Source organism: Acidicapsa dinghuensis (genome assembly GCF_025685685.1).
GTDB lineage: Bacteria > Acidobacteriota > Terriglobia > Terriglobales > Acidobacteriaceae > Acidicapsa > Acidicapsa dinghuensis.
Genome location: NZ_JAGSYH010000001.1, coordinates 316173 through 339262 on the forward strand (window position 1 = coordinate 316173; position 23090 = coordinate 339262).

General features: G+C 55.3%; 12 protein-coding genes. 6 read left to right on the forward strand and 6 right to left on the reverse strand.

Annotated elements, in window-relative coordinates:
• Window positions 1–116: 116 nt before the first annotated feature.
• From OHL22_RS01245 to OHL22_RS01260, 4 genes are all read right to left on the reverse strand, one after another.
• On the reverse strand, window positions 117–2981 hold the full coding sequence (locus OHL22_RS01245) for a WD40/YVTN/BNR-like repeat-containing protein (RefSeq protein ID WP_263332378.1): 2865 nt from the start codon (window positions 2979–2981) through the stop codon (window positions 117–119).
• Window positions 2982–3134: 153 nt separating this feature from the next.
• Entirely contained in the window at window positions 3135–5894 is a 2760-nt protein-coding gene (locus OHL22_RS01250; protein WP_263332380.1) for a TonB-dependent receptor, read from the reverse strand.
• 116 nt (window positions 5895–6010) lie between these two features.
• Window positions 6011–8959 carry a carboxypeptidase regulatory-like domain-containing protein gene (locus OHL22_RS01255; protein WP_263332382.1) on the reverse strand — a complete coding sequence of 983 codons (2949 nt, stop codon included), beginning with the start codon at window positions 8957–8959 and terminating at the stop codon, window positions 6011–6013.
• Window positions 8960–9113: 154 nt separating this feature from the next.
• Window positions 9114–12314, reverse strand: a complete 3201-nt coding sequence (locus OHL22_RS01260) for a beta propeller repeat protein (protein ID WP_263332384.1) — start codon at window positions 12312–12314, stop codon at window positions 9114–9116.
• A 331-nt stretch (window positions 12315–12645) separates the two neighbouring features.
• Between OHL22_RS01260 and OHL22_RS01265 the strand changes: the two genes are divergently transcribed.
• The 4 genes from OHL22_RS01265 to OHL22_RS01280 all read left to right on the forward strand — a co-directional run bounded on the left by OHL22_RS01265 (window position 12646) and on the right by OHL22_RS01280 (window position 18187).
• On the forward strand, window positions 12646–13092 hold the full coding sequence (locus OHL22_RS01265) for a BlaI/MecI/CopY family transcriptional regulator (protein ID WP_263332386.1): 447 nt from the start codon (window positions 12646–12648) through the stop codon (window positions 13090–13092).
• A gap of 149 nt (window positions 13093–13241) precedes the next feature.
• Window positions 13242–14060 (forward strand): M48 family metalloprotease, encoded by an 819-nt coding sequence (locus tag OHL22_RS01270; protein ID WP_263332388.1) that lies wholly within the window; start codon window positions 13242–13244, stop codon window positions 14058–14060.
• Between the two features lie 49 nt (window positions 14061–14109).
• Entirely contained in the window at window positions 14110–14688 is a 579-nt protein-coding gene (locus OHL22_RS01275) for a ferric reductase-like transmembrane domain-containing protein (protein WP_263332390.1), read from the forward strand.
• Between the two features lie 151 nt (window positions 14689–14839).
• On the forward strand, window positions 14840–18187 hold the full coding sequence (locus OHL22_RS01280; protein WP_263332392.1) for a WD40/YVTN/BNR-like repeat-containing protein: 3348 nt from the start codon (window positions 14840–14842) through the stop codon (window positions 18185–18187).
• A gap of 89 nt (window positions 18188–18276) precedes the next feature.
• Here OHL22_RS01280 and OHL22_RS01285 read toward each other — a convergent pair whose 3' ends face one another.
• Together OHL22_RS01285 and OHL22_RS01290 are read right to left on the reverse strand one after the other, a co-directional pair.
• Window positions 18277–18816, reverse strand: a complete 540-nt coding sequence (locus OHL22_RS01285) for a hypothetical protein (RefSeq protein ID WP_263332394.1) — start codon at window positions 18814–18816, stop codon at window positions 18277–18279.
• Window positions 18817–18919: 103 nt separating this feature from the next.
• A complete protein-coding gene (locus OHL22_RS01290) occupies window positions 18920–19417 on the reverse strand; it encodes a methylated-DNA--[protein]-cysteine S-methyltransferase (RefSeq protein ID WP_263332396.1) in 498 nt (165 codons plus the stop codon).
• Between the two features lie 145 nt (window positions 19418–19562).
• Here OHL22_RS01290 and OHL22_RS01295 point away from each other — a divergent pair, with 145 nt between their 5' ends.
• Both OHL22_RS01295 and OHL22_RS01300 read left to right on the forward strand, forming a co-directional pair.
• Window positions 19563–21971 (forward strand): glycoside hydrolase family 31 protein, encoded by a 2409-nt coding sequence (locus OHL22_RS01295; protein ID WP_263332398.1) that lies wholly within the window; start codon window positions 19563–19565, stop codon window positions 21969–21971.
• Between the two features lie 216 nt (window positions 21972–22187).
• The gene (locus OHL22_RS01300) at window positions 22188–23072 is read left to right on the forward strand and encodes a ThuA domain-containing protein (RefSeq protein WP_263332399.1); all 885 of its coding nucleotides are present in this window, start codon (window positions 22188–22190) and stop codon (window positions 23070–23072) included.
• The last annotated feature ends 18 nt before the right edge of the window (window positions 23073–23090 follow it).

A 23090-nucleotide genomic window follows, 5' to 3' on the forward strand; every position in this document is an offset into this window, starting at 1 on the left:
CGCAAAAATAGGAAACTAAAAATACAGAAGCTTCAAGGGCAGAAAGCAGCAACCGGCTTAAGCGAAGGATCTTGTGTGAAGCCTGCGGCAAACACCTACAACGGCCACAGCGCTGTTTATTCGTCGTCGTTCCCGTTATCGCTGGGAGCGGCACTCTGGGTCAGTCCGCGAGGATCGGGCTTCACGACGGCTGACTGCGTATAAGTATGCCCATCGACTGTCAGACGGACTGTGTAATTACCGGGCGATAAGAACTCCTGGCCGCGCCGTCCACGCGTTGGTCTTGATTGTTCGGCTTCGGTATGTGAACCGGCGGGATGACATGCGTCCACGGGCTGCTCAGCGGCGGTGCGGCCGAAACCTCGACGTGCCGGAAGATCGAGCACGGCACGGTGCATGCCTGCAGCTGCGGATGGAGGTTGCGGTGGTTCTTCCCAGACGGCCTGCACGTTGATCTTCTCTGTATCAACAGGTTGAACAGGCGTGTCGCTGGCGAGGCAGGCACGTACTTTGCCCTCCGGGTCTACGAGCTCGATTTTGAGTGGAGTAGTCGCTGAGCTAGGCAGCCAGTAATAGGCGACAACGCCGGCGGGAGGATTCTGCTCTTGCGGCTCTTCATGCGGTAACGGCGTCCCGTCCATCCCGCCATTGTGAACCGCGATGCTCTCGCCTGGCTGGTAGAGATAGGCATTGTTCCCCGAATCGATCTGACTTCCCTTCTCCGCAATCTGCCGTAGAGGAGCAACCTGATCGAGTACCCAGAAACCGCGTCCGTAGGTGGCGACGGCAATATCCTCACCATGCACGACAACATCACGAACCGACGTGACTGGCATATTGTTCTGGAGCGGATACCAGCGATCGCCGTCGTTAAAGGAGACATAGACGCGAAGCTCGGTGGCTGCGAAGAGCAAGCCTTTCACACTAGTATCTTCCTTGACAGAGTTGACGAAGGCTCCATCGGGAATGCCCGTGGTGATGTTCTGCCAGGTTTTGCCGCCGTCGTGCGTTCGATAGATGTAGGGCTTGTTGTCCGCAAGGCGATGACGGTCAACTGAGGCGTAAGCAGTGCCGAGATCGAAATGACCTGCCTCAACCTGAGAGACCTTGCTCCAGGCTGTCAATGCCGGTGGTGTTACATTTTGCCAGCTTTTGCCATCGTCGTGCGTGACGTGAATCAAGCCGTCATCGGTGCCAGCCCAGACAGTCTTCTCATCCAGTGGCGAGGGGCTGATGGTGTAAACGACGCCGAAGCGATCCGTCATCTGCTCGTCGATATCTTTGGCTGTTACGGGGTCCAGCGTCTTTGGCACTTCTGGACTCACGCGAGCCAGATCGGGGCTGATCTTCTCCCATGTATGGCCGCGGTCGCGGGAGCGCATGACAAACTGATTCGAGAAATAGAGCGCATCATCGGCAGGCGAGAAAACCTCCGGCAATGTCCAGGTCTTGCGGTTCGGATCGTTGGGATCTGGCTTCGGCAGTTCGCCGCCGCGGTCGGTCATCAGGTTCAATGCCTGATCGCAGGGGCCTTCACCACCGCCATAGAGCAGATTGCCGTCTTTAGGGTCAGGTATGACGGTATTGCTTTCACCTGCGAGGCAGGTCGGCTCCCAGTTGCGGAACGAAAGAACACCCTCACGCGACCACGTGCTGACGCCAACTCCGCCGCTGTCCTGCTGTGCGCCGTAGAGCCAGTATGGAAAGCGATTGTCTGCGGCAACGTGATAAATCTGAGCCGTGGGCTGGTTGTACCAGGTGCTCCAGGTCTTTGCTCCATCGACACTGACCACAGTGCCCTGATCACTGCTGAGCACCATGCGGTTGCCGTCTTTGGGATTGATCCAGAGCTGGTGATAGTCATCGCCGCCGGGCGCGCCTTTCACCGGCACAAAAGTTTTGCCCGCATCGAGCGTCATGTAGGTAGCGGTGTTAATGACGTAGGCGCGGTCAGGATTCGTGGGATCGACGGCGACAGATTCGAAATACCAGCCGCGACCCCAGAGACGAGTTTCATTGTTGACCAGCCGCCATGTCTCGCCTGAGTCATCGGAGATGTAGAGTCCACCCGGAGGGGGCGTGGATGGCTTCGGAGTTGCGCCGCCCCGGCCAATAGGCTCTGCTACGCTGCTGCCGATGTCGTCGACAACTGCATATAGACGATTGGAATTGCTGGGTGCGACGGCAATGCCGATTTTGCCTACATGATCGTCGTTGGGCAAGCCGTTGGTGAGTGGTTTCCAGGTATCTCCGCCATCCGTTGATTTATAAAGCCCACTGCCGGGCATATACGACGGCGCATAGACAGACCATGGTGGACGGCGCGAGGCCCACAGTGACGCGTAGAGCACCTTCGGATGATTCGGGTCAATAGCGATATCGATAGCACCCACATCGTTGGAGCGCTCGTGATTCCAGAGAATCTTCTTCCAGTGCGCACCACCATCGGTCGAGCGATAGACGCCGCGGTCTGGATTGGCATCGTAAACGTGTCCAAGCGCCGCCACATAGACCAGATCCGGATTTTCGGGATCGACAACGATGCGGCCGATCTGCCGTGTGCCTTCCAGTCCGATATGGGTCCATGTTTTGCCTGCGTCCGTCGATTTGAAGACGCCGATACCGTAAGAGTGCTGACTGCGAATGTCGGGTTCGCCGGTGCCAACATACACAATGTTGGGATCGGAGGGCGCTACCGCGATGGCTCCGATGGAGCCAATTGGGATGCCCTGATCAGAGATAGGAAACCAGGTTCGCCCGCTGTTTTCCGTCTTCCAGACGCCGCCACCGACCGAGCCGAAATAGAAGATGTCAGGCTGATTCGCGTTACCAGCGACAGCAAATGTGCGACCGCCGCGCATTGGGCCGACATCGCGCCACGTGAGACCGGAAAGAAAGTTGGCAGGATACTGTTGCGCTCTTGCTGCTGCACCTGCGAGGAGTAAAACCGCCAGCAAACCCAAACGAGGCCTACAGAGCACGTGTAGCTCCTGCGTAGATTGAATACCTGATGAAAAGGAAGGATACAACAGGCAGGCAGAAGCGCAAGCACAAAAAATCCCGTTCCTGTTTCAGGAACAGGCGGGATCGAGATTGGTCATACCTCATTTCTTGTCTTGCAGGCTACATCCAGATCAAAAAGCCACCAGCCGGGCAGTGAATTGGACCTCTCGCGGACCTCCTATCCGTGTGACTCCAGGTGCATATTGTGGTTGCCCAGCAGTAAATACAGGTTGTGACGGCAGGCCGAAGAGGCTGATCGCATCCGCACCAAAGTTGCGGTTCTCTGCTCCGGCCAGATTGAAGACGTCAAGGAAAAGATCAAGATGATGCCCTTCGCCCTTGAGCGTGAAATCTTTCACGACGCGCAGGTCAAGATCTGAGAATGCTGGTTGACGCATGCTGTTGCGTGCCGACATGACGCCGTTGATGACGGCGCGGTCATTCCAGTCATTCGCATCATTTTGTGTGTCGAAGCCAATGATCGGATTGTACGGTTGGCCAGAGTGGGTAACGAAAAGCGGGTTGCACTTGAAACCAAGAGGCAGATTGAAGATAGCCTCAAGATTGAGCGTCTGCCGCTCGTCGAGCGAAGAAAAGGCGCGCTCTTGCTGAAGCTCGAATGGATTCACCGCTGAATCGATGCCGTATGGATCATTGCTTGAATCATCGTCGCGCGTTTGCGAGAGCGTGTAGTTGGCAACCAGTTGCGTGCGGCGAGAAATTTGCGAAGTAGCTGTGAGAAGAAACGCGTTATAGCTTGAGTGCGCGGATGATTGGTTCACCAGGTCACGGCCAACCGCAGAATTTGGCCGAACTGACGGGAATATGGGAATACCATCGGCATTCACCGTTGGCGGATTTAGATTTTCGTCGAGACGCCGCTGCAGGCGCCAGGTTGCGCTATGAAGATAGCCTGCATTGATCTCCAGCTTGGTTAGAAACTGCTGATCGACGCTGAACGCAACCTGGGCTGATGATGGATTGCGGAACCCTGGGTCGATATTGACAACAAGCGCATGCGACTGGATCAGCGTTGGCGGGGTGGCAAGAGCATGCGGTGCATTCGTATTCGCATCCGTCAGAGCCAGCAGTTCCGGGTCGAAGTAGCTATCGGCGACGATTGTGTTTGTGCCGCTGTCAGAGATAACACGATGAAAGACTGCGCCGGGCGTTGCTGCATCATAGATGCCAGCCGAGATGCGCACCACCGTCTTTTCTGTAGGATTCCATGCGAGACCAAGGCGTGGCTGCCACTGCATCAGGTCATTTGGAATCTTCTGCGCCGACTGCGGATTCCACTGGCCTGCCCAGCGAAGGCCCGCGGTCAGAACGATGTGCTTCGTAAGATCCCGCTTGGCATTGATAAAGAGAGCAAGTTCGTTGATCGATCCGGAGAAGCGCGTGTTGCCAACTGCGAAGGTCTGCTGAAAGCGCCGCGGATTGTTTGCCAGAAAATCGTCGAGGGAGTTGTAATCAAAACGTCCATTGAGATTCTCTTCGCGTTGCTCATACATTGGGTCATAAGAGTACACGCTGCCGATATCGACCGATGTTTTACCCGCCTCAACCGAAAACGTATCTGCTAATTCAAACCGGCGTGCGCTGTAGAGATGCTCTCCCAGGGCATCTCCGCCGAGAATGCCGAAGCCGTTGATATAGAACTCAGGCCCGTTGGAATTAGGCGAGAGATGCCGGTGATCCGATGACCACGCTGTGACAAACTGATTCACGCTTTGACTGCTGACGACTGTCGTAAGTCCACCGCGCACCCAGAAACTCTGACCGCCAAGTGAAGAAGCAAAATCTTCTGTACCGATGGTGCGGGTTGATCCGTCGCTAATATTGGTGGCACGCACGCGATTAGCGCTGAATTCGAGGTTCAGCGTATTCGCAGAATTGAGAAGGAAATCAAAACGCGCGAATCCAGCCGTGGGTGTATTACGCTCCGTGATCTGGCCCTGCATGCTTGCGAGTTGCTCGGGAAGATCGACACCAGAAGCCTGCGGTTCAAATTGAGCATAATAAGGCGCGTGCAAAAAATCCTGCTCTGTGCCTGCATAAAAGAAGCTGCGATCGTGATGGATTGGTCCACCAAAGGAACCGCCGAAGGTGTTCTGCTGATTATCGAGAGAGCGATCAAAGGCGTCTGCTGCAGTCAGTGTTGCGGGGCGGCCTGTGTAAAAGGCTTCGCCGTGAAATTTATTCGATCCTTCTTTCGTCGCGACGTTGATGAATCCGGCATTAGTATTGCCGGTCTGCGCAGTCACACCGGAACGAACGATCTCGAATTCACGCACGACTGTCTGCGGAAGAAAGAAGCTGCCATCTTCTGCGCCGCGTCTTGAGCCGGTGAGTGGATTGTCGAAATTCGTGCCGTCTACCTGCGTCACAACCGAAGAAGCGCGTTGCCCGGAGATAATGACACCACTGCCGGTACTATCTTCATGCGTGCCCGCAGCCAGTTGCGCGAATTGCGAGAAGTCGCGATCGCGGTTAGGCAGATACGTCACCGTCATGCCGGCGAGAAAGCTGTTTTGCGATACCTCTGTCTTATTGATTGCGGGGGCAAGCGTGTTTCCCTCTGACGTGCCCGCTCGCGCATGAACCGTTGTGCTTTGATGCACGGCTGTTGGGGCAAGACGAACGGAGACTTCAGTGTTGCTGCCGAGAGTAAGCGTAAGACGCAGAGGGCGTTTCAAAATCAGCCCCAATAGCTTCGCCTCAGCTTTGATCTCGTACGCTCCGGGGACCAGCCCCTGCACACGAAAGCCGCCGCTATCACTGGAGCGCAGAACGCGTTTTGCAGATAGGTCAGTGCTCGTAATCGTAATCTCAGCACCAGCTACAGGCTTGCCTTGTGCATCGACAACATCACCGGTGATCGATGCCATATTCGACTGCGCACACAATGTACGCGAAGCAGCACAACCTGCGATGAGGATCACAATCAGCCATCTGATCTGCAGGGCAGTTCGAATTAACGATCGATCAATGGTAGGGAGACGCATCAGAAAAGAAACTTCGCGGAGAACTGCAATTCTCTCGCCGGTAGCTGATTTATGATGCCCACTAAAGGTTGACCAAACCCTGCGGCCCGCGTCGCCCCGTTGCCGTAGGTTCCGTTATAGCCAACAAAGTTTGCGTGGTTGAGTACGTTTGACGCCTCTGCCCGCAGATCGAGATGCACCAAATCTCTATAAAGTGGGAAGGATCGCGACACAAAGGGACCAACAGAGTAGATCGGATTGCCTCTGCCGGTGTCGCGGCCGACGACTGCGCCATTGATGACCGGGCGCGCTGTCGTTGCGCCAGTATCGCCATTGTTTACTACGCCGGTGGTCAGGTTATACGGTAGCCCGCTTGCGAGCGTGGTTACGCCACCGATGTGCACCTTTAGCGGAGCAACATAGAGGCCGCTTAATACAAACCTGTGCCGCTGATCGTAGATGGCGTTTCCGTATTCGGCTTCGCCGGTTACATTAGCGTCGTTTGGATTCTGGCTGGTCGTATCGGGATCGACATTGTCGAGCGTGTGCGACCAGGTATAGCTGGTCAGCATTTCGAATCGCTTACTGAAAGCATGCGAAAGATTCACGTCGAGCGCGTCGTAGTGGAGATATCCATCATTGACGTCTGTCTGGATTACGCTGTACGGCGGTTGAGGGTTCGTGGCTTTTGCCGTATTGCAAGTAGCTCCATTCTGCTGATACCAGTAGATCCAGTATGGACGGGTGCAGTTCGCGGCCTGCGCGGTGCGTACTTGTCCTGGCTCGGTTCGGGCAAAGTACGAAGGGCTGTCAACATCTAGCGGACGCACGATACGCAGCGTATGCGTGCCTACGTAGTCGATGCTCAGTAGCCATTGCGTAGCAAAGCGATGCTCGATTCCCAATGTCCACTGCTCGGAGTAAGGATTCAGAAGTTGGTCGGGATAGCCATTCAGTGCAGAGGTCGGGAAAAACGTGTCGAGATATTTACTATCTCCGGGACGAACATAGAGGCTCCGTACCGGAGCATTGGCCCCAGCGGGGAACGCCGGAAGCGGCGCATCAGAAACCGCTGCTGGAAAACCAGCCTGACCAGGAGTGGCCGTGTAGTTGAATACACCTTGCGGTCCGCCGAGTGCATAGCTTGCTTCTTCGTTATCGACAATTTGCGAGTAGTAGATGCCGAAGCCGCCACGGGCAACCAGTGAGCCTGAACCCGTCATATCGAAGACGAAACCTACACGTGGTGCGAAGCTCAAAGCAGCATCTGTGAAGGTTTGCCGCTCATAACGCAGTCCGGCATTAAGGGTGAGCCGATGGCTCACGCGGTAATCATCCTGAGCAAAGAGCGCCCAGAGCTGATCGTCTACCGTGTAGTTCGCATTGCCGTAGCTCTGCTGGTAGCTCTGCACATTGGCGATGCTATTCAGGTAATCAGAGCTTTCGCAGACAGAGACTGGCTGCGGGCACGGAAAATAAGTGAACGATCCAAGATAAATTGGGCCGCCAAACTCTTTGCTGTTGCCGCCGGTATGAGCATCAATCACGCTGCCGCCGAACGTGATGTCGTGATGACCATAGGCGATTGCCAGGGTTTCGTTAGCCACATATTGACGGTTCATCAGCAGCGCGGATTGCGAAGTGCCGGAAGTGAACGTACCGCAAGCAGTCGATCCGCAGGAACTGGTAATGGGCACAACGAATTGAGTGCTGAAGACAACAGGATCGAATTCCGTAATGGGTGAAGCGAGTTGGAATTGCAAGCGCGCATTGTTGACCATGTGCGGCGTTAAGACAGATGTTTCGCCGAGTTCGCCGGCGTAGGTATAGCGCCGGAAGATGCGCGCTACGTTCGGCAGCGAATTGCCGCCGACAATGCCGTTGGGGTTGGTGTCATAGAAGTGATCCATATTCACGCGCAGAAAACCGTTGTTGTGCGCATTGAACTGGCGGTCGAGACGAAGAAATCCCAGCCAGCCTCGATAGTGACCGATATACGGGCCGGGATCAAGCGGCGAGATGACAGGCGAGGCACGATCCTGGCGATTGAACTCTCCTGCCAAAAAGAAATGATTGAGCTGATCTTTGCCGAAAGCTCCGCCGATCGATGCCGCTGTCTGTCCCAGTGCATCGTTGGTCAAATCATTGCCGCTCGATGCATTCGCTGTAGTGAATCCAGAGAGAGATGCTTCAGGACCGGATGGGCGCCACAATTCAAGCACCTGACCATGAAGGCTGTTTCCACCACTGCGAGTTACGATGTTGACTACGCTTCCTGTGCCGCCGCCATATTGTGCGGTAAATGCGTTGGTCAACACCGACATCTCATCGACAGCCATTTGCGGAACGTTGGTGAATAGCGTTTGTCTGCCCCAGCTATCGTTGCCCGTACTGCCGTCAATCTCAAACCAGGTTTGTCTGCGCCCCGCCCCGTTGGTCGTGAAGAGGTCTTCATTCATGAAGACGTCGCCCTGATTGATGGCAGGTCGATTCGCAGCGCTGAGAAGAGGCAAATACGTAATGCGGCGGCTGTATAGAGGCGTCTCTTCAATCTGTTGCTCGCTGAGCCGTATGCCAAGCTGCGGCTGGTCTATGCGAACATCGTTCGCCGCGCCCGTCACGATGACATTGGCGCTCGCAACTGCGACATTCAATCTCACGGAAACTTGCGCGGCACTGCCCGCTGCAAGCACGACATGATCTACCTCGGCGGCGGCAAAACCCGGGCCTGTAACGGTCACCTTATATGCACCCGCGACTGGCAAGCCGGCAACAACGAAGTAACCATTTGTATCAGCTGTAGCTTCGCGATGCAGGCCGGTGAGAGCGTTCTCTACCGTAACAGCCGCATGAGGCACAGCAGCGTTTGTCTGGTCAGTCACCGTACCCTGCAGGGTAGCCGTGTCAGTAGTCTGGGCGGCTGCGGCGAATGAACAGACAAGGATGAGAAATGCGGCAATAAGACGCAATGCGCCTCCGACGAATATGAGAACTTGGGAGCAGAAAGCAGCAGAAGATCGAGCTGCCTGATCCATAAGTAAAGCAGCAGGCCCGTTACTACCATATGTAGTAACGGGCCATGGCTCATTTCAGTCAAGTTCCTTCGATTGTGGAGGTTTGCTACTACTCTTCGTCTCCCATTTCCACCTGGTCGATGACGCCATGATCGAGCTTTGAGGTATCGAGCCGTAAAGCTGCCAGATGTTGCTGTTTGAGCGTGGCGTTCAAAGCCTTCAGATCGGTTTGCTTAATCTGCTCCCACTGGTGCAGCAGTTCGGGCAAGGGCTGGCTTGTGGCCTCCACCGCTTCGATCTGCGCTGTGGTTGGAGCCATATCGGCGCTCTCGATCGAATGCTCCAGGCGAGCAAGTTGCATGCGGACAGAATTCAGATTTGCCGGTCGTCCCGCGCCTCCACGCATCCTGCGTTCACCGCGTTCTCCTCCGGCAATTTTCTCCAGTTTCTCTTCGAGAGAAGGGCCAGATCCTGCAATCGGAGCCTGTGTCGACCGCGCCTTCAACTGCTCACGTAGAACTGTGATCTGATGCAGGGCTTCCGTAGCCTGAAGCATCTGATCGTAAGCCGACTTCGAGACCTTGAACTGTTCGGCAAGATCGGCCTCTGAGGTTTTAACACGCGGGTCCATGACTACCTTCAACGGCTCGGTCATGGTCTCTCCACTGGCAATGAGACGGATTGAGTAGCTTCCCGGCATCACCCACGGAGCGGTTGAGACAGGTGGCGTGTCGTGTGGAACCGCCGTCTCCGCATCTGGCTCGGTCGACATGCCGGGTACCTGGGGATACTGCATGTCCCACAGAAAGCGATGATGGCCGGGTGTCGCATACAACACACGCGGCGGGCGCGCCCAGATTGTTGGATCGGGATAACGAGGATCGAGTTGAGGAACTGGATCAGTGCTCTTGAAGCGGCTTACGACCTCGCCCTTGCTGTCGAGAATCTCGAGCGTAACATCACCAGTAAAATCAGGGCTGAGATAGTAGTCGACTATGGCTCCATCAGGAGGGTTTTCGCCGGTGGCCATATCCGGAGGCCACGGAGTCGGCGGGTTCATGTTATTGCGAATGCGCAGCGCGGTCTGTGGCTTGTAGAGATATGCCTTCTTCTGCTCAACAGCCTCGGATATCTGGCGCAGCGGTGTCACATCGTCAAGGATGAGGAAGCCGCGCCCATGCGTGCCGACGATCAGATCGTCGCCTTTGATCTGCAAATCACGAACTGAACTGGCGGGCATGTTGAGACGCAGGGATTGCCAGTGATCTCCATCGTCAAAGGAGACGTACACCTGTGTTTCCGTACCGGCATAGAGCAGGCCTTTGCGCTTGGGGTCTTCGCGGATGGTGCTGGTTGCGGCTCCGTCAGGGATGCCGTTGTTGATCTCCTGCCATGTCTTGCCGCCGTCATGCGTGCGGAAGAGATGCGGCCGCATATCATCGAGGCGCATTGTGTTGATTGCCGCGTAAGCCGTGAGCTTGTCGAAGTGGCCTGGGTCCATGTTGAAGACCTTCCAGAAAGGCTTCAACTCCGGCGGTGTTACGTTCTGCCAGTGCCCGCCACCATCGGTGGTAGTCCAGATGAGACCATCATCGGTGCCGGCCCATAAACGATTGATGTCGAGCGGAGACAAAGCCAGCGAGTATATAACGCCGCGGCGAATCGGTTTTGCTGTTGGCGAATCTTTGTAGAAATCTAACGTCGGCGGTAGTTCATACGACTCGCGGCTAAGATCGGGACTGATCTCTTTCCAGTTCTTGCCGTAATCCGTCGTAAGCCAGAGCGTATTGGTCGCGAAGTACAAGCGATGCGGATCAACAGGGGAGAACATCAGCGGCTCTGTCCTCAGCACGCGATAGCTACGCAGCGGGCTGGGTTCGATGTTCTCTACCTGGCCGGTACGGCGGTCATAGCGCGTGACCTTACCGCCGTAGACGATGTCGGGATCGAGAGGGTCGGGCGCAGCGTAGCCGTATTCCTCGATGCCCGCCGGGTGCCAGTCATGGAAAGTGATGCGGCCGTCGTTGCTGCGGCTTGATACGCACGCGCTGCCGCTATCCTGCTGTCCGCCACACACGCGATACGGGAACGCATTGTCTGCCGTAACGTGATAGACCTGCGCCGTGGGCTGGTTATACCACTGCGTCCAGCTTTCGCCGCCGTTCTGTGTAATGATGGCGCCCTGATCGCTGGCGAGAGCGATGATTTTCGTATTATTCGGATTGATATAGACGTTCTGATAGTCGTCACCGCCCGGCGATCCGCGCAAACCTGTCCATGTCACGCCCTTGTCTGTCGACTTCCAGGTCACGATCGATGCGACGTAAACCGTGTCTGGATCTTTGGGATCGACTCTGGGAACAGGCAGATCGCCGCCGCCGATGCGTTCTTCAGGACGAGAGTCGTTTGCCGCTGCGTGGATCCAGTTTGCGCCGCCATCATCTGAGCGATAGAGACCGACCTTGCCATCCTGCGAAGCGATAGCCGTGTAGATACGCTGCGAGTCGGTTGGAGAAATCGTGATATTTACCTGCACAATGTTCTCGGGCAGACCGTGGCCGGTCAGCTTGGTCCATGTATCGCCGCCATTGTCTGAGCGGAAGAGGCCGCCATCCGCGCCGGACCATGCACCATTTTCCCAGGGCCCTTCGCGACGCTGCCACATGCCGGCAAAAACGATGTTTGGGTTCTTCGGGTCGATCGCCACCTCGGAGGCGCCTGTTTCATCATTCACAAACAAGACCCGCTTGAAGTTCTTTCCGCCATCGGTGGAGCGATACAGGCCACGCTCATTGTTCGGTCCGTAGGGATGACCTGTAACAGCGACGAAGACACGATCGGCATTGGTAGGGTCTACAGCGATCTCACCGATCTGCTGCCCCTCGCGTAGTCCAAGATGCTCCCAGGTTTCGCCACCGTCGGTGGATTTGTACACTCCATCGCCGGTCGAGAGATCGGGCCGCGCCAGACCTTCGCCACTGGCCACATAGACAATCTTCGGATCGGATTCCGCAACCGCGATCGAACCGATAGAACCTGTCGGTTCCTTATCCCAGACGCTGTGCCAGGTCGCACCGGCATCCGTCGTCTTAAACACTCCGCCACCGACCGCTCCAAGATAGAAGGTCGCAGGTTCGCTGGCTACTCCCGCCAGTGCCCGGGTGCGTCCGGCGCGCATAGGGCCAATCTCGCGCCAGCGCATATCGGAAAAGAGGCTCACATTGACCGGACCGGATTGTGTGTACGAGGTCACGGGCAAGGCAAGAATTGCAAACGCAAACAAGGATAAGTAATGTCTGGGATTCTTCATGGAACTCCTCAGTCTGATTTGGAAATGGGCCTGATCCCATGGCTGTCGTTCCGCCAGGAGCGAGGTTCGCTAGGACTATCTATGTGCGAAGGTCTCTTGGACAAGATACCGCTTCGTCAGAGTCTTGCCGTGTTTTTTGTTTCGACTCTGCATTTTTAGCAACACGATATCAACGTCGCGTGTTGGCACTGACTTTGTATACTGGGCTGCACAGGTCGGCTTTGCCCGAAATAACCTATTGGCGGCAGAAAGCTGAAACTCTTCGCCAAAGATGGCCGTCTTGATCGCAACGGCTTCCTGTTTCCAATCGATACCACCGCAAGGAGACGATTTGCGCGAAATCGACAGCCCGGCCGAGAACCGAGCCATCGGTAGGCTTGGGGATAGGGAGCGCGAAGTTCTCGAAGTCCTCTGGCACAGCGGCCGCGCGACCGTGCATGAGGTCGCCGGAAAACTCAGCGATCCGCTCGCTTACACCACAGTCATGACAATCCTTGATCGCCTGTACAAGAAGCGGCTGGTGGTTCGTGAAAAGCAGGATCGAGCCTTTGTTTATTCGGCGGGAATCAGTGCTTCGACCCTCGAGCAAGGGCGTACCAGTGACTGGGTACGACAGCTGTTCTCAACCTCCTTCGCGGGCAAGGACGTGCTGCTTTCATGCTTTGTAGATGCTGTCCAGGAGTACGACAAGGAACTGCTGTCAACTCTTGAAGAAAAGATTAGACAGGCGCGCAAGGAATCTGGCGAGACCGCCGGGGAAAGCGGGCACTCGCGATGATGCTCTCCTACACATGGCGCTTTGTCTGCCTGGCCTTAATTGGATTCGGCGTTTTACAGGCACTCACGGAATTTGTTCTCTGGCTATGCCTGCCAAGGCTGCTTCGCATATTCGACGGGAACGCCAGAAGGCAGGAAAAAATTCTGCTGATGGGGCAGATTACCACACACGCTGCGGCCTTTCTGTTCGCGGTTTTACTGTTGCTGCCGCATTATCTGACAACAGAAGTTAATCACCTTTCGGAGCGGATCGGAGGCCTGAGTGTTGGCATAGCCGCCTTTGCAGCCTGGCGTTATTTATGGGCCTTCTGCAACGGGTTATGCATGTATCTGCGCTCGATCCGGCTTCGAGCTGCACTCACCAGTGCGAATAGCTTTGAGCATTCGGCCACACCGGCAACACTTCTTCGCTCCAGCAAATCGTATCCCCCGCTTGCGGTTATCGGGCTCACAAATCCCACCATCCTGATTGCAGAAACCCTTCTCGGCCCCTCCGGGCTACGCGCTGAAGCTCTAGCCGTGGCGCTTGACCACGAACGCGCTCATCTTGAGCACAAAGACAATTGGAAGCTCTTATTGCTCCACTGCCTTCCGAGCCTCGGGTTCCAGACGCAATCGCATCCAACGCCAATGCGATTGTGGTTGCGGTATAGCGACTGGGCCGCAGACGATGAGGCTGCCCGTGGAAGCAAATCGCGGGCTCTTACTCTGGCTGAAAGCCTTGTCTCATGTGCGCGGCTCATTCCGGTCGAGAAGCCCAACTATCTCTTTACAGGTCTCGCGACGCATGAAGAGGAACTGCAATCGCGCATCGACAGGCTACTGCAAACACCTCCATGTACCCCAGGCTCGGCCAACAAGAAGTTTTTGCTATTTACAGTAATTGCAGTCCTCACTGTGTTTGCCTTTGTCTTTGCCATTGAACCATGGCTCAGCGCGGCCGCAGAGGTGGTTTTGCATCTCGGTTAAGGTGTCTTTGATATAAGCTTCTGGATCTTCCGAATATTCAGGAACAGGCATGACTCTACTGGATCTATGCGCGTATCTCGGCCTTGCCGCAACAGGAGCGGCCGGTATAAACCTGCTGCTTGGCCTGTTGATCTCTCTGCGCTACAGCCCAGTGCGTTACTGGCCTCATCGGCAGATCAATCTTTTTGCGCTTCATCAGTGGACTGCTTACGCAACCGTCGTTCTGCTGCTCAGCCATCCCGCGGTTCTGCTCTTTCTGGATAAGCCGCATTTCCGTCTATTTGATATTCTTCTGCCCATTCAATCGCCTTTGCAGCCATGGATCAACGTCGCGGGCGCCGGAGCAATGTACCTGCTGCTGCTCGTCTTTATTACTTCTCTTCTCCGCAGCAGAATCGGCAGGCCGCTATGGCGCAAGCTCCATTATCTTGTCTTTCCTGCGGCTATCCTGCTCTTCATCCACAGCATTCTGACCGATCCTGATCTGAAGGATGGTCATCCAGATCTGCTGGATGGCGGCAAAGTCTTTGTGGAGATTTTGATCCTGGTTTGTTTTGCGGCAATAGTAATACGAGTACGAATGCGCGGCAAAGGATTGCGTCCAGCATCAAGCGCTTCGGCTCGATAAAGCCAGCCAGCAACGGCATGAAAGAACCTTTTTATTCAGTGCTTGTTATCTGCTCTCACACTGCTACACTCATTGCACACTTACTTTGACGACGCTGAAGTTGCAAGGGAAGATCGCTTCGGCAGTTCACAACAAATCCTGGAGGAACCCGTTGACCTCGCGATGTCTCCGCTTCCTGTCTGTTGCCGTTCTCGCTTCCCTGCTTCCACTCACTAATGCCGCAATGGCACAATCTTCCGATTCGACAGCACATAAATCGGAGGATCCGTTCAGCACGCTCCGCTATCGCTACATTGGCCCTCCGGGAAATCGCGTGACCTCGGTTGTCGGCGTGCCTGGCGATATGAATGTCTACTACGCTGGCGCGGCATCGGGCGGAGTGTGGAAGTCTTTTGACGCGGGCATTCACTGGTACCCAATCTTCGACAAGGAAGATGCGCAGTCTATCGGCTCCATCGCCATTGCGCCCTCCAATCACAGCGTCGTGTGGGTCGGTACGGGAGAGCCGTTTATCCGCAGCAATGTTTCGCTTGGCAACGGTATTTACAAATCAATCGATGGTGGCCGCACCTGGCAGCACATGGGCCTTGAGAAGACAGGCCGTATCGGACGCATCGTCATCGATCCTCACAACCCGGATATTGTGTATGCCGCCGCGCTCGGCACCTGTTATGGCCCGCAACAGGAGCGTGGCGTTTATCGCACTACCGACGGCGGCAAAACATGGAAGCGCGTTCTGTTCGTCGATGAGAACACCGGTGTTTACGATCTGACGATAGATCCTGCAGACTCAAGCAAACTGATTGCGGCTTCGTGGCAGATCGATATCAAGACGTGGGGGCGAAACAGCGGAGGTCCCGGAAGTGGCTTGTTTGTAACTGCCGATGGCGGCGACAACTGGAAGCGCATCACGGGACACGGCCTGCCGGCGTCCCCGCTAGGCAAGATTGCCGTGAGCTTTGCGCCAAGCGATGCACGCCGTGTTTACGCACTCATTGAAACAGGGCAAGGAGGCACGCTCTGGCGCTCTGACAGCGGTGGTTCCGACTGGACTCTGGTGAACTACAGCCGGCTGCTCAACGAGCGTCCGCACTATTACACGCGCATGCTGGTCATGCCTGACAACGAGAACGAGGTCTACTTTCCATCGAACGGAATCAGCGTAACCTTTGATGGCGGTGAGACTTCAGACCACATGCACTGCCCCGGTGACAATCCCGCGGCAGAAGCGACAGCCACGCGACGTCAGGGCAATTGCGGCGGCGACAACCATGACATGTGGGCCGACCCAACGAATCCGAGCCGCATGATGATTGGCTCTGATGGCGGCGTACTTATCAGCACGGAGCGCGGCCGGTCCTGGAACCTCACCCGGCTGCCGATCGCACAGATGTATCACGTTGCCACGGATAATCGCATTCCGTACATGGTCTATGGACAGATGCAGGATGGCTCACCGCTGCATGGCCCCAGCAACGTTCCAGGTGAAGGACGCATCAGCGCCAGCGAATGGACGACCGGAGCAGGCTGCGAGACGGGCTGGCAGATTCCTGATCCAGTGGACGACAACGTCGTTTGGGGCGGATGCTATGCGGGCGTGACGGAGCGATTTGACGCCAAATCCGGCTTCTCACGATCGGTCAGTGTATGGCCTGATCGGACGATGGGGGCTAACGCGGGCGAAGTAAAGATCCGCATGAACTGGACCTATCCCATCGCCATCTCGCCGCACGATCACAACACGGTCTACGTCGGCAGCCAGTATGTGCATAAGACGACCGATGGCGGCCAGACTTGGACGCAGATCAGTCCAGACCTTACGCTCAATGATCCATCCATGCACGGGGACTCAGGCGGCCTGACGGTGGACAACTTGAGCGTCGAATATGCAGGCGTTGTTTACGCCATCGCAGAGTCTCCTGTTGAAAAAGGACAGATCTGGGCCGGAACGAACGACGGCCAGGTGCAAATGACCCGCGACGGCGGCACTCACTGGACGAACCTCACTGCGAACATCCCGGGCCTGCCGCCCAAGATGACGGTGGATAGCATCGAGCCCTCAAAGTACGCCGCGGGAACATGCTATGTGGCCTTCGATGGGCACCAAGTCGATATCCGCGATCCGTATCTTTACAAGACCACTGATTACGGCAAGACATGGACGAAGATTACGGACGGTATTCCCTCATCGCAGTTGAGCTACACACATGTCGTCCGTGAAGATCCTGTACGCAAGGGACTGCTGTATTCGGGTACGGAGAACGGACTTTACATCTCCTTCGACGATGGCGCGCACTGGCAAGCTTTCCAGCAGAATCTGCCGCATGCGCCTGTCTATTGGATGACGGTTCAGTCTGAATTCAAGGATCTGGTTGTCGGCACGTATGGCCGCGGCTTCTGGATCATGGACGATATTACGGCGCTGGAGAACTATAAGCCGAGCCAGGACGAGGCCGATGCGACTCTCTATCCGATCCGCCACGCTTACCGGTTCCGCGCGGGGTTCAAGCGCGATATGGCTCCTGCCGGCGCATCCGTTGGGCAGAATCCTCCAGATGGAGTTTCCATCAATTTCTTTGTTAAATCGGAAAAGGTGAAAGCTTCTCTCGATATCCTCGACGGTGAAGGCAAGCTCGTGCAACAGATCCATCCTTCAACTCATCCCGGCATTAATCGTGTCTGGTGGAACCTTCGTTATGAGCCGACGCACAATGTTGCTCTTCGTACAACGCCGCCGGGGAATCCGCATATCTGGAGCGAAAAGCGCTTCGCAGGAAAGCTGACGCGGCCGGTCTTTTACTACGGCGTCGGCGGTGAATCCACAGATGGTCCGCTCGTTCCGCCGGGAAAATACACCGCAAAGCTCACCGTAAACGGCAAGAGTGAAAGCCAACCGATCACCGTAATCAAAGACCCTCGAACCCCGGCAACAGTTGATGATGCGATTGCCTCTTCGAAGCTTTCCTATCGCATCTATGAAGATACAAACCTATCTGTCGATCTGATTAACCAGATTGAATGGAGCCGCAAGCAACTGGAAGATACGCGCGCGCTACTCGTTGCGCGGCACGCTGATAAGTCTCTTCTGGACGCAACCGACGAGTTGAACAAGAAATTCCTTGCGCAGGAAGATCAGCTGCTTCACCCGACCATCGCCGAAGAAGACGAAAAGTCTTTCCGTGGACCGCTAGGCTTGTATCTGAAATTCGTCTGGCTCGGTGCTGAGGTTGGCACGGGAGGCGGCGATGTTGCCGGTAACTCTGACGATGCACCAACTGAGCCAGAGAAGCAGGTGTTCGCACTGCTCGATGGTCAGTTGCATTCCGTGCAATCCACACTGAACGGAATCGACACCCAGGCTGTTTCCACATACAACAGCACTATGCAAAAAGCAGGAATAGGGTTAATTACGACGGTAGTTCCGGCAAAAGAGAATAAGGCCGACGGCTCCGATGATACGGAAGATTCCGACGACACCGGAGGAGCCTCGGACTACTGAGGCTCCTCGCATACAAGGCAAATAGCGCATCTCAACCCCGACTGCTTCAGACACAAAAACGGTGCAATCAGCTCGAGATCTGCCGGAATTTAGCTAAGCATTTCGACACTGACCAGGGTCACATCGTCGGTGGTCAGATTCGGGATGTAAAACTGAGTTCCGCCGCCGGGAAGATTCTTTGTGCTGCCTTTCGCTTCAATGCCGGTATTTCGCTTGGAAGCCTGGCCAGCGTCGATACGAGCCATCTGCGCAAAGCCGCCAAAGTATCCATACATCGAATTCCTGACCTCCACAACGAGAAGGTAAGAAAGCGAATTCCAGTTCTCTTTGATAGCTGAGGTTACGCGCCCGAACTCACGCATGCTGACCTTGAGATGACTGGCTAGGCTCTTGCGTTGCTGCCATCCTCCATCCCATTCATACGGTTCGTAAGGACTCCACCATGGGCTCACCCAATTCGAATTGGGAGCGGAAAGCGTCCGGAATTCGTTGAACTTGTACATTTTGAACGTCGGTGAAAGCAGTACCTTCTTCGCTATTCCATTCTTGAAGGCATCCTTGACGTGAGCATCGCCTCCGGTGCTGATGTTACCCACGTCTGACCAGGTTGTGTTCTCGTTAATCGGCATATCGCTCCTGCCCCGTTGGCGGGGTATTCAAATGATTTTTTCTGGAGACAGATAAATGTAACCGGGCAGGACGAGTTTGTGAAGCCTGTAGTTGTGAGTCAGGTCAATCGAATAGACTCCTTTCCCCTCTTTCCAATGCGAGCAGTTTGGCTTTTATTTCGATCCCTCCTGCGAAGCCGGTGAGACTTCCGGAAGCGCCAATCACACGATGACAAGGAACAACGATCGAAATTGGATTGCGACCGTTAGCGGCTCCAACGGCCCTGCTGGCGGTGGGATGCCCAAGCTGTTTTGCCAACTCTCCATAGCTTCGAGTTTCACCAAAGGGAATGCCAAGAAGAGCCTCCCACACCTGCTTCTGAAAGGGTGTACCCCGCATATCGAGAGACAAAGAAAAAGACTTGCGCTGACCTGCAAAATACTCCTGCAGTTGCTGCTCAGCCTTCTGAAGCATCGGGTGAGAATTATCCTCAACAAGGTCGCCCAGCGGGACACGATGAGGCTTGTCGTTCTGCCACAGGATGGCCACAACACCCTGATCGCTCGCGACTAGTTTGAGCCTGCCGACGGGAGATGTCAGGAAGCTGCAGTAAAGGCTCATATAGACCATCCTTGCGCCGTAAAATCTCGCAGATTCTCATCCATGTTGTCATTCACCCAATCGATTTACCACACATATTGCTCCACCTGAAGCGTGAGAGCGTACACTGCTTTTGCATCGATTTTCTATTCGAGAAGACATCTGAATGCGTCTTAGATCACTCTTGGCAGCAGGAATGTGTTTCGCCAGTTCGTTCACGCTGTATGCACAAGCCTCAACGAACCGGGTCGTTATTCAACGAGACAACAGCACAATCGTACTTGAGCCATACGCTCCGAATATTATCCGCGTTACTCTGAGCCTCGATAAGAATGAGGCCTTGGCAGCTCCCGGCTATGGCATCACTACCCAACCTGCACCCGATGGCTGGTCCTACGACGAGACGGATGCCGGAGCGGTTTATCAGTCTTCACGCATAGTAGTGACTCTTCTGGGCGGAACAGGAAAGCGCCACACCGAAACGCATAGCGATGCTCCACTAACCAACGTTCAGAAAACGCAGGCATCTATCGGGAAGTTCTTCAACGGCTCAGCGCCCTGGGCGGATATTCAATTCAAGACACCTGAAGGCCAGCAACTGCTCGAAATGAATGGCTGGGAGATGGCTGTGCTTAATTACAAAGACGGCGACGCAGGTCTGGAACATGACCGCAGACCATCGGACAAGCCGTTCTATCAGGTAGGCGCAACTTTTGCTTCACCTGCCGATGAGCATTATTGGGGGCTCGGCCAGAATCAGGAAGGCTATCTAGATCATCGCGGTCACACGGTCGAGTGCTGGAACAACTATGTTTCCACCGGTGGACCAACCTGGTGCATTCCATTTGCTGTGACGAACAAAGGCTACGGCCTTCTATGGGATAACCCATCGCAGACAACCATCATGCCGGGATTCAATGAACAGACGCGCTGGCAATCGCAGGTTGGCAACCGGGTTTCGTATTTCGTGATTGCTGGCAAGACCACGGATGAAATCTACGAAGGCTACCGGCTATTAACAGGTGCAACACCGCTACTGCCCAAGGCAGCGTATGGATACATTCAGTGCAAGCAGCGCTATATGTCACAAGATGAACTGCTGGGCGTTGCGAAGGGCTATCGCGACCGGCAATTGCCTGCAGATGTGTTGGTCGTGGACTGGTTCTACTACACCAAGATGGGACAGATGGACTTCGATCCACAGGCATGGCCTGATCCAAAAGCGATGAACGAAGAACTGCACAAGATGGGCTTCCAGACCATGATCAGCGTGTGGCCGCGTTTTGTTCCCGATGATCGCTTCTACGCGACGATCAAGAAAAACGGCTGGTTCGAACATTTGGCCGACGGCACGCCGACAAATGGACTTCCGTACGACCGCGCGGGCTCCGATATCGATACAACAAATCCTGCTGCGGCAAAATGGTACTGGGACACGATCCGCGACAACATCCTGAGCAAGGGTTTCGATTCACTGTGGGCCGATGAGACAGAGCCAGATCTTCCTCCCAATGGCAGCTATTTTCATATCGGGCCGGGCACTCGTTACTTCAATGTGTATCCGCTCTTTCACACTGGTGCGCTCTATGATGGCTTCCGGCGCGACACCAATCGCAGAGCCTTGATTCTCTCGCGCGACGCATATCTCGGCGTGCAAAGCAAAGGAACCATCGTCTGGTCTTCCGATATTTCACCAACATGGGACACGCTCAAGCGTCAGGTGCCAACCGGTCTGGACGTGGCCGCTTCCGGCCTTGCATATTGGAGCAACGATACTGGCGGATGGGGATACCTGCCTGCGGTGCATCATCCGGTCCATCCGCCGCTGCTCGATCCCTCCGACGCGCGCGACAATGTCGGTGGATACGACGATTATCCCGAGCTGTACACGCGCTGGTTTGAGTACGCGACCTTCCTTCCCATCATGCGAACGCACGGCAGCCGCAACTACAACGAGGTCTGGAGCTACGGCAAGCAGGCCGAGCCGATCCTCGAGAAATATCTCAAGCTGCGTTACGAATTGATGCCCTACATCTATTCGCTCGGATATGCCACCTACAAAACAGGCGCGCCTTTCATGCGGGCCTTGTTCATGGATTTCCCGAACGACGCGAAAGCGGCTGAGGTCTCTGACGAATACATGTTCGGGCCTGCGTTCCTGGTGGCCCCTGTGACCGATCAGGGTTCCACTTCAAAAGAGGTGTACCTGCCGGCAGGCACAGAGTGGTACAACTACTGGACCAAAGAGCGTCTGCAGGGCGGACAGACCGTAAAGGTAAGCGCGCCCATCGATACGATTCCGCTCTTTGTGCGCGCAGGCTCCATCGTCCCTCTCGGATCGCCGGTACTGAGCACGAACGATCCCCAAATTATTGCTCACATCCGCGTATATCCGGGAGCAAACGGCGACTTCATCCTGTATCAGGATGATGGCAAAACTTATGCCTACGAAAAAGGCCAAAGCACTCTCATCCGCCTGCACTGGGATGATGCCGCGAAGAAGCTGACGCATGAAGGAATCAGTTCGCTGGGCGATTTGGATAAGCAGGGAGCGGATGTGGTCCAGCAGCCTTAGAAAATCGCTTAAGTCCGCAGTTGCGTCCCGCCGGGAGAGCCGGATAGACTTCTCCCCGGGCAAAAAATTGCCCACGCTCTCATTCTGCCGAGGAGAGCTTCTGATCTGAGAATGTTTGGAAATTAACTGCATCGAATTCACCGCGGCGCCTATGAGATTGCGGCACGACTCGCACCGTGAACCCCAAACGCACTGATTGAACCCAAAGGAGACACCTTGCATACTCCTCGGAATCGCTTCTGTCTTTCGCTTGCTGCGGTTGCCCTGACCCTGACCTTCCCTGCTTCGCGTCTGCGCGCGCAGGCCGCTACGGGCGAGATGCCTCCGCCGCCACCGCACGCTAAGCAGATTCACCTGAAACATGTTCTCGTCATCGGCCAGACCAAAGGCTTCGAACATGACTCCGTCTCGGCGGCCATGGCGGCCATCTACAACATGGGCGAACAGAGCGGCCTGTGGGATACGGAGATGCGCACAGATACCGAGCTGTTGACGAAGAAAGATCTTGGCCGCAACGCCAAAAACCTAAATTACTTCGACGCGATTGTGTTTACCAGCACCACCGGCGAGCTTGACATGGACGACAGTCAGAAAGCCGACATGATGTCGTTTATTCATGACGACGGCAAGGGTTTTGTTGGCATTCACGCTGCGCTCGATACCAACTACAAGTGGCCTGAATATGGCGAGATGATCGGCGGATGGTTCGATCAGCATCCATGGATGACCTTCAACGCTCCCATCATCAACGAAGCGCCTGACTTTCCGGCCGTCCGTCACTTCCCTCATGAGTTCGTGAAGTATGACGAAATTTATCAGCCGAAAGACTGGTCGCGCGACAAGGTTAACGTGCTGCTGAGCCTGGATGCCAGCAAGCTGGACTACAACAACAATCCGCGCATTCATCGCCAGGATCATGACTTTGCAGTTGCGTGGAGCAAAATGTACGGCAAGGGTCGCGTGTTCTACTCAACCTTAGGGCACACGGAAGAAGCCTGGCACGATCCGGATATCCGCAAGATGTACTTTGAGGCGATCAAATTCGTCCTGGGCATGACGGATGGTTCCACTGCTTCGCATCCGAAACCTGCGGCACAGTAGATCACAGCCAACAGATCA

Excerpts from the sequence above, each read along its gene's own strand:
- OHL22_RS01290 (WP_263332396.1), bottom strand. The coding sequence starts at position 19,417 with ATGAGCCTTTACTGCAGCTTCCTGACATCTCCCGTCGGCAGGCTCAAA.
- OHL22_RS01275 (WP_263332390.1), top strand. The coding sequence starts at position 14,110 with ATGACTCTACTGGATCTATGCGCGTATCTCGGCCTTGCCGCAACAGGA.
- OHL22_RS01295 (WP_263332398.1), top strand. The coding sequence starts at position 19,563 with ATGCGTCTTAGATCACTCTTGGCAGCAGGAATGTGTTTCGCCAGTTCG.
- OHL22_RS01285 (WP_263332394.1), bottom strand. The coding sequence starts at position 18,816 with ATGCCGATTAACGAGAACACAACCTGGTCAGACGTGGGTAACATCAGC.
- OHL22_RS01250 (WP_263332380.1), bottom strand. The coding sequence starts at position 5,894 with ATGGCATCGATCACCGGTGATGTTGTCGATGCACAAGGCAAGCCTGTA.
- OHL22_RS01260 (WP_263332384.1), bottom strand. The coding sequence starts at position 12,314 with ATGAAGAATCCCAGACATTACTTATCCTTGTTTGCGTTTGCAATTCTT.
- OHL22_RS01270 (WP_263332388.1), top strand. The coding sequence starts at position 13,242 with ATGGGGCAGATTACCACACACGCTGCGGCCTTTCTGTTCGCGGTTTTA.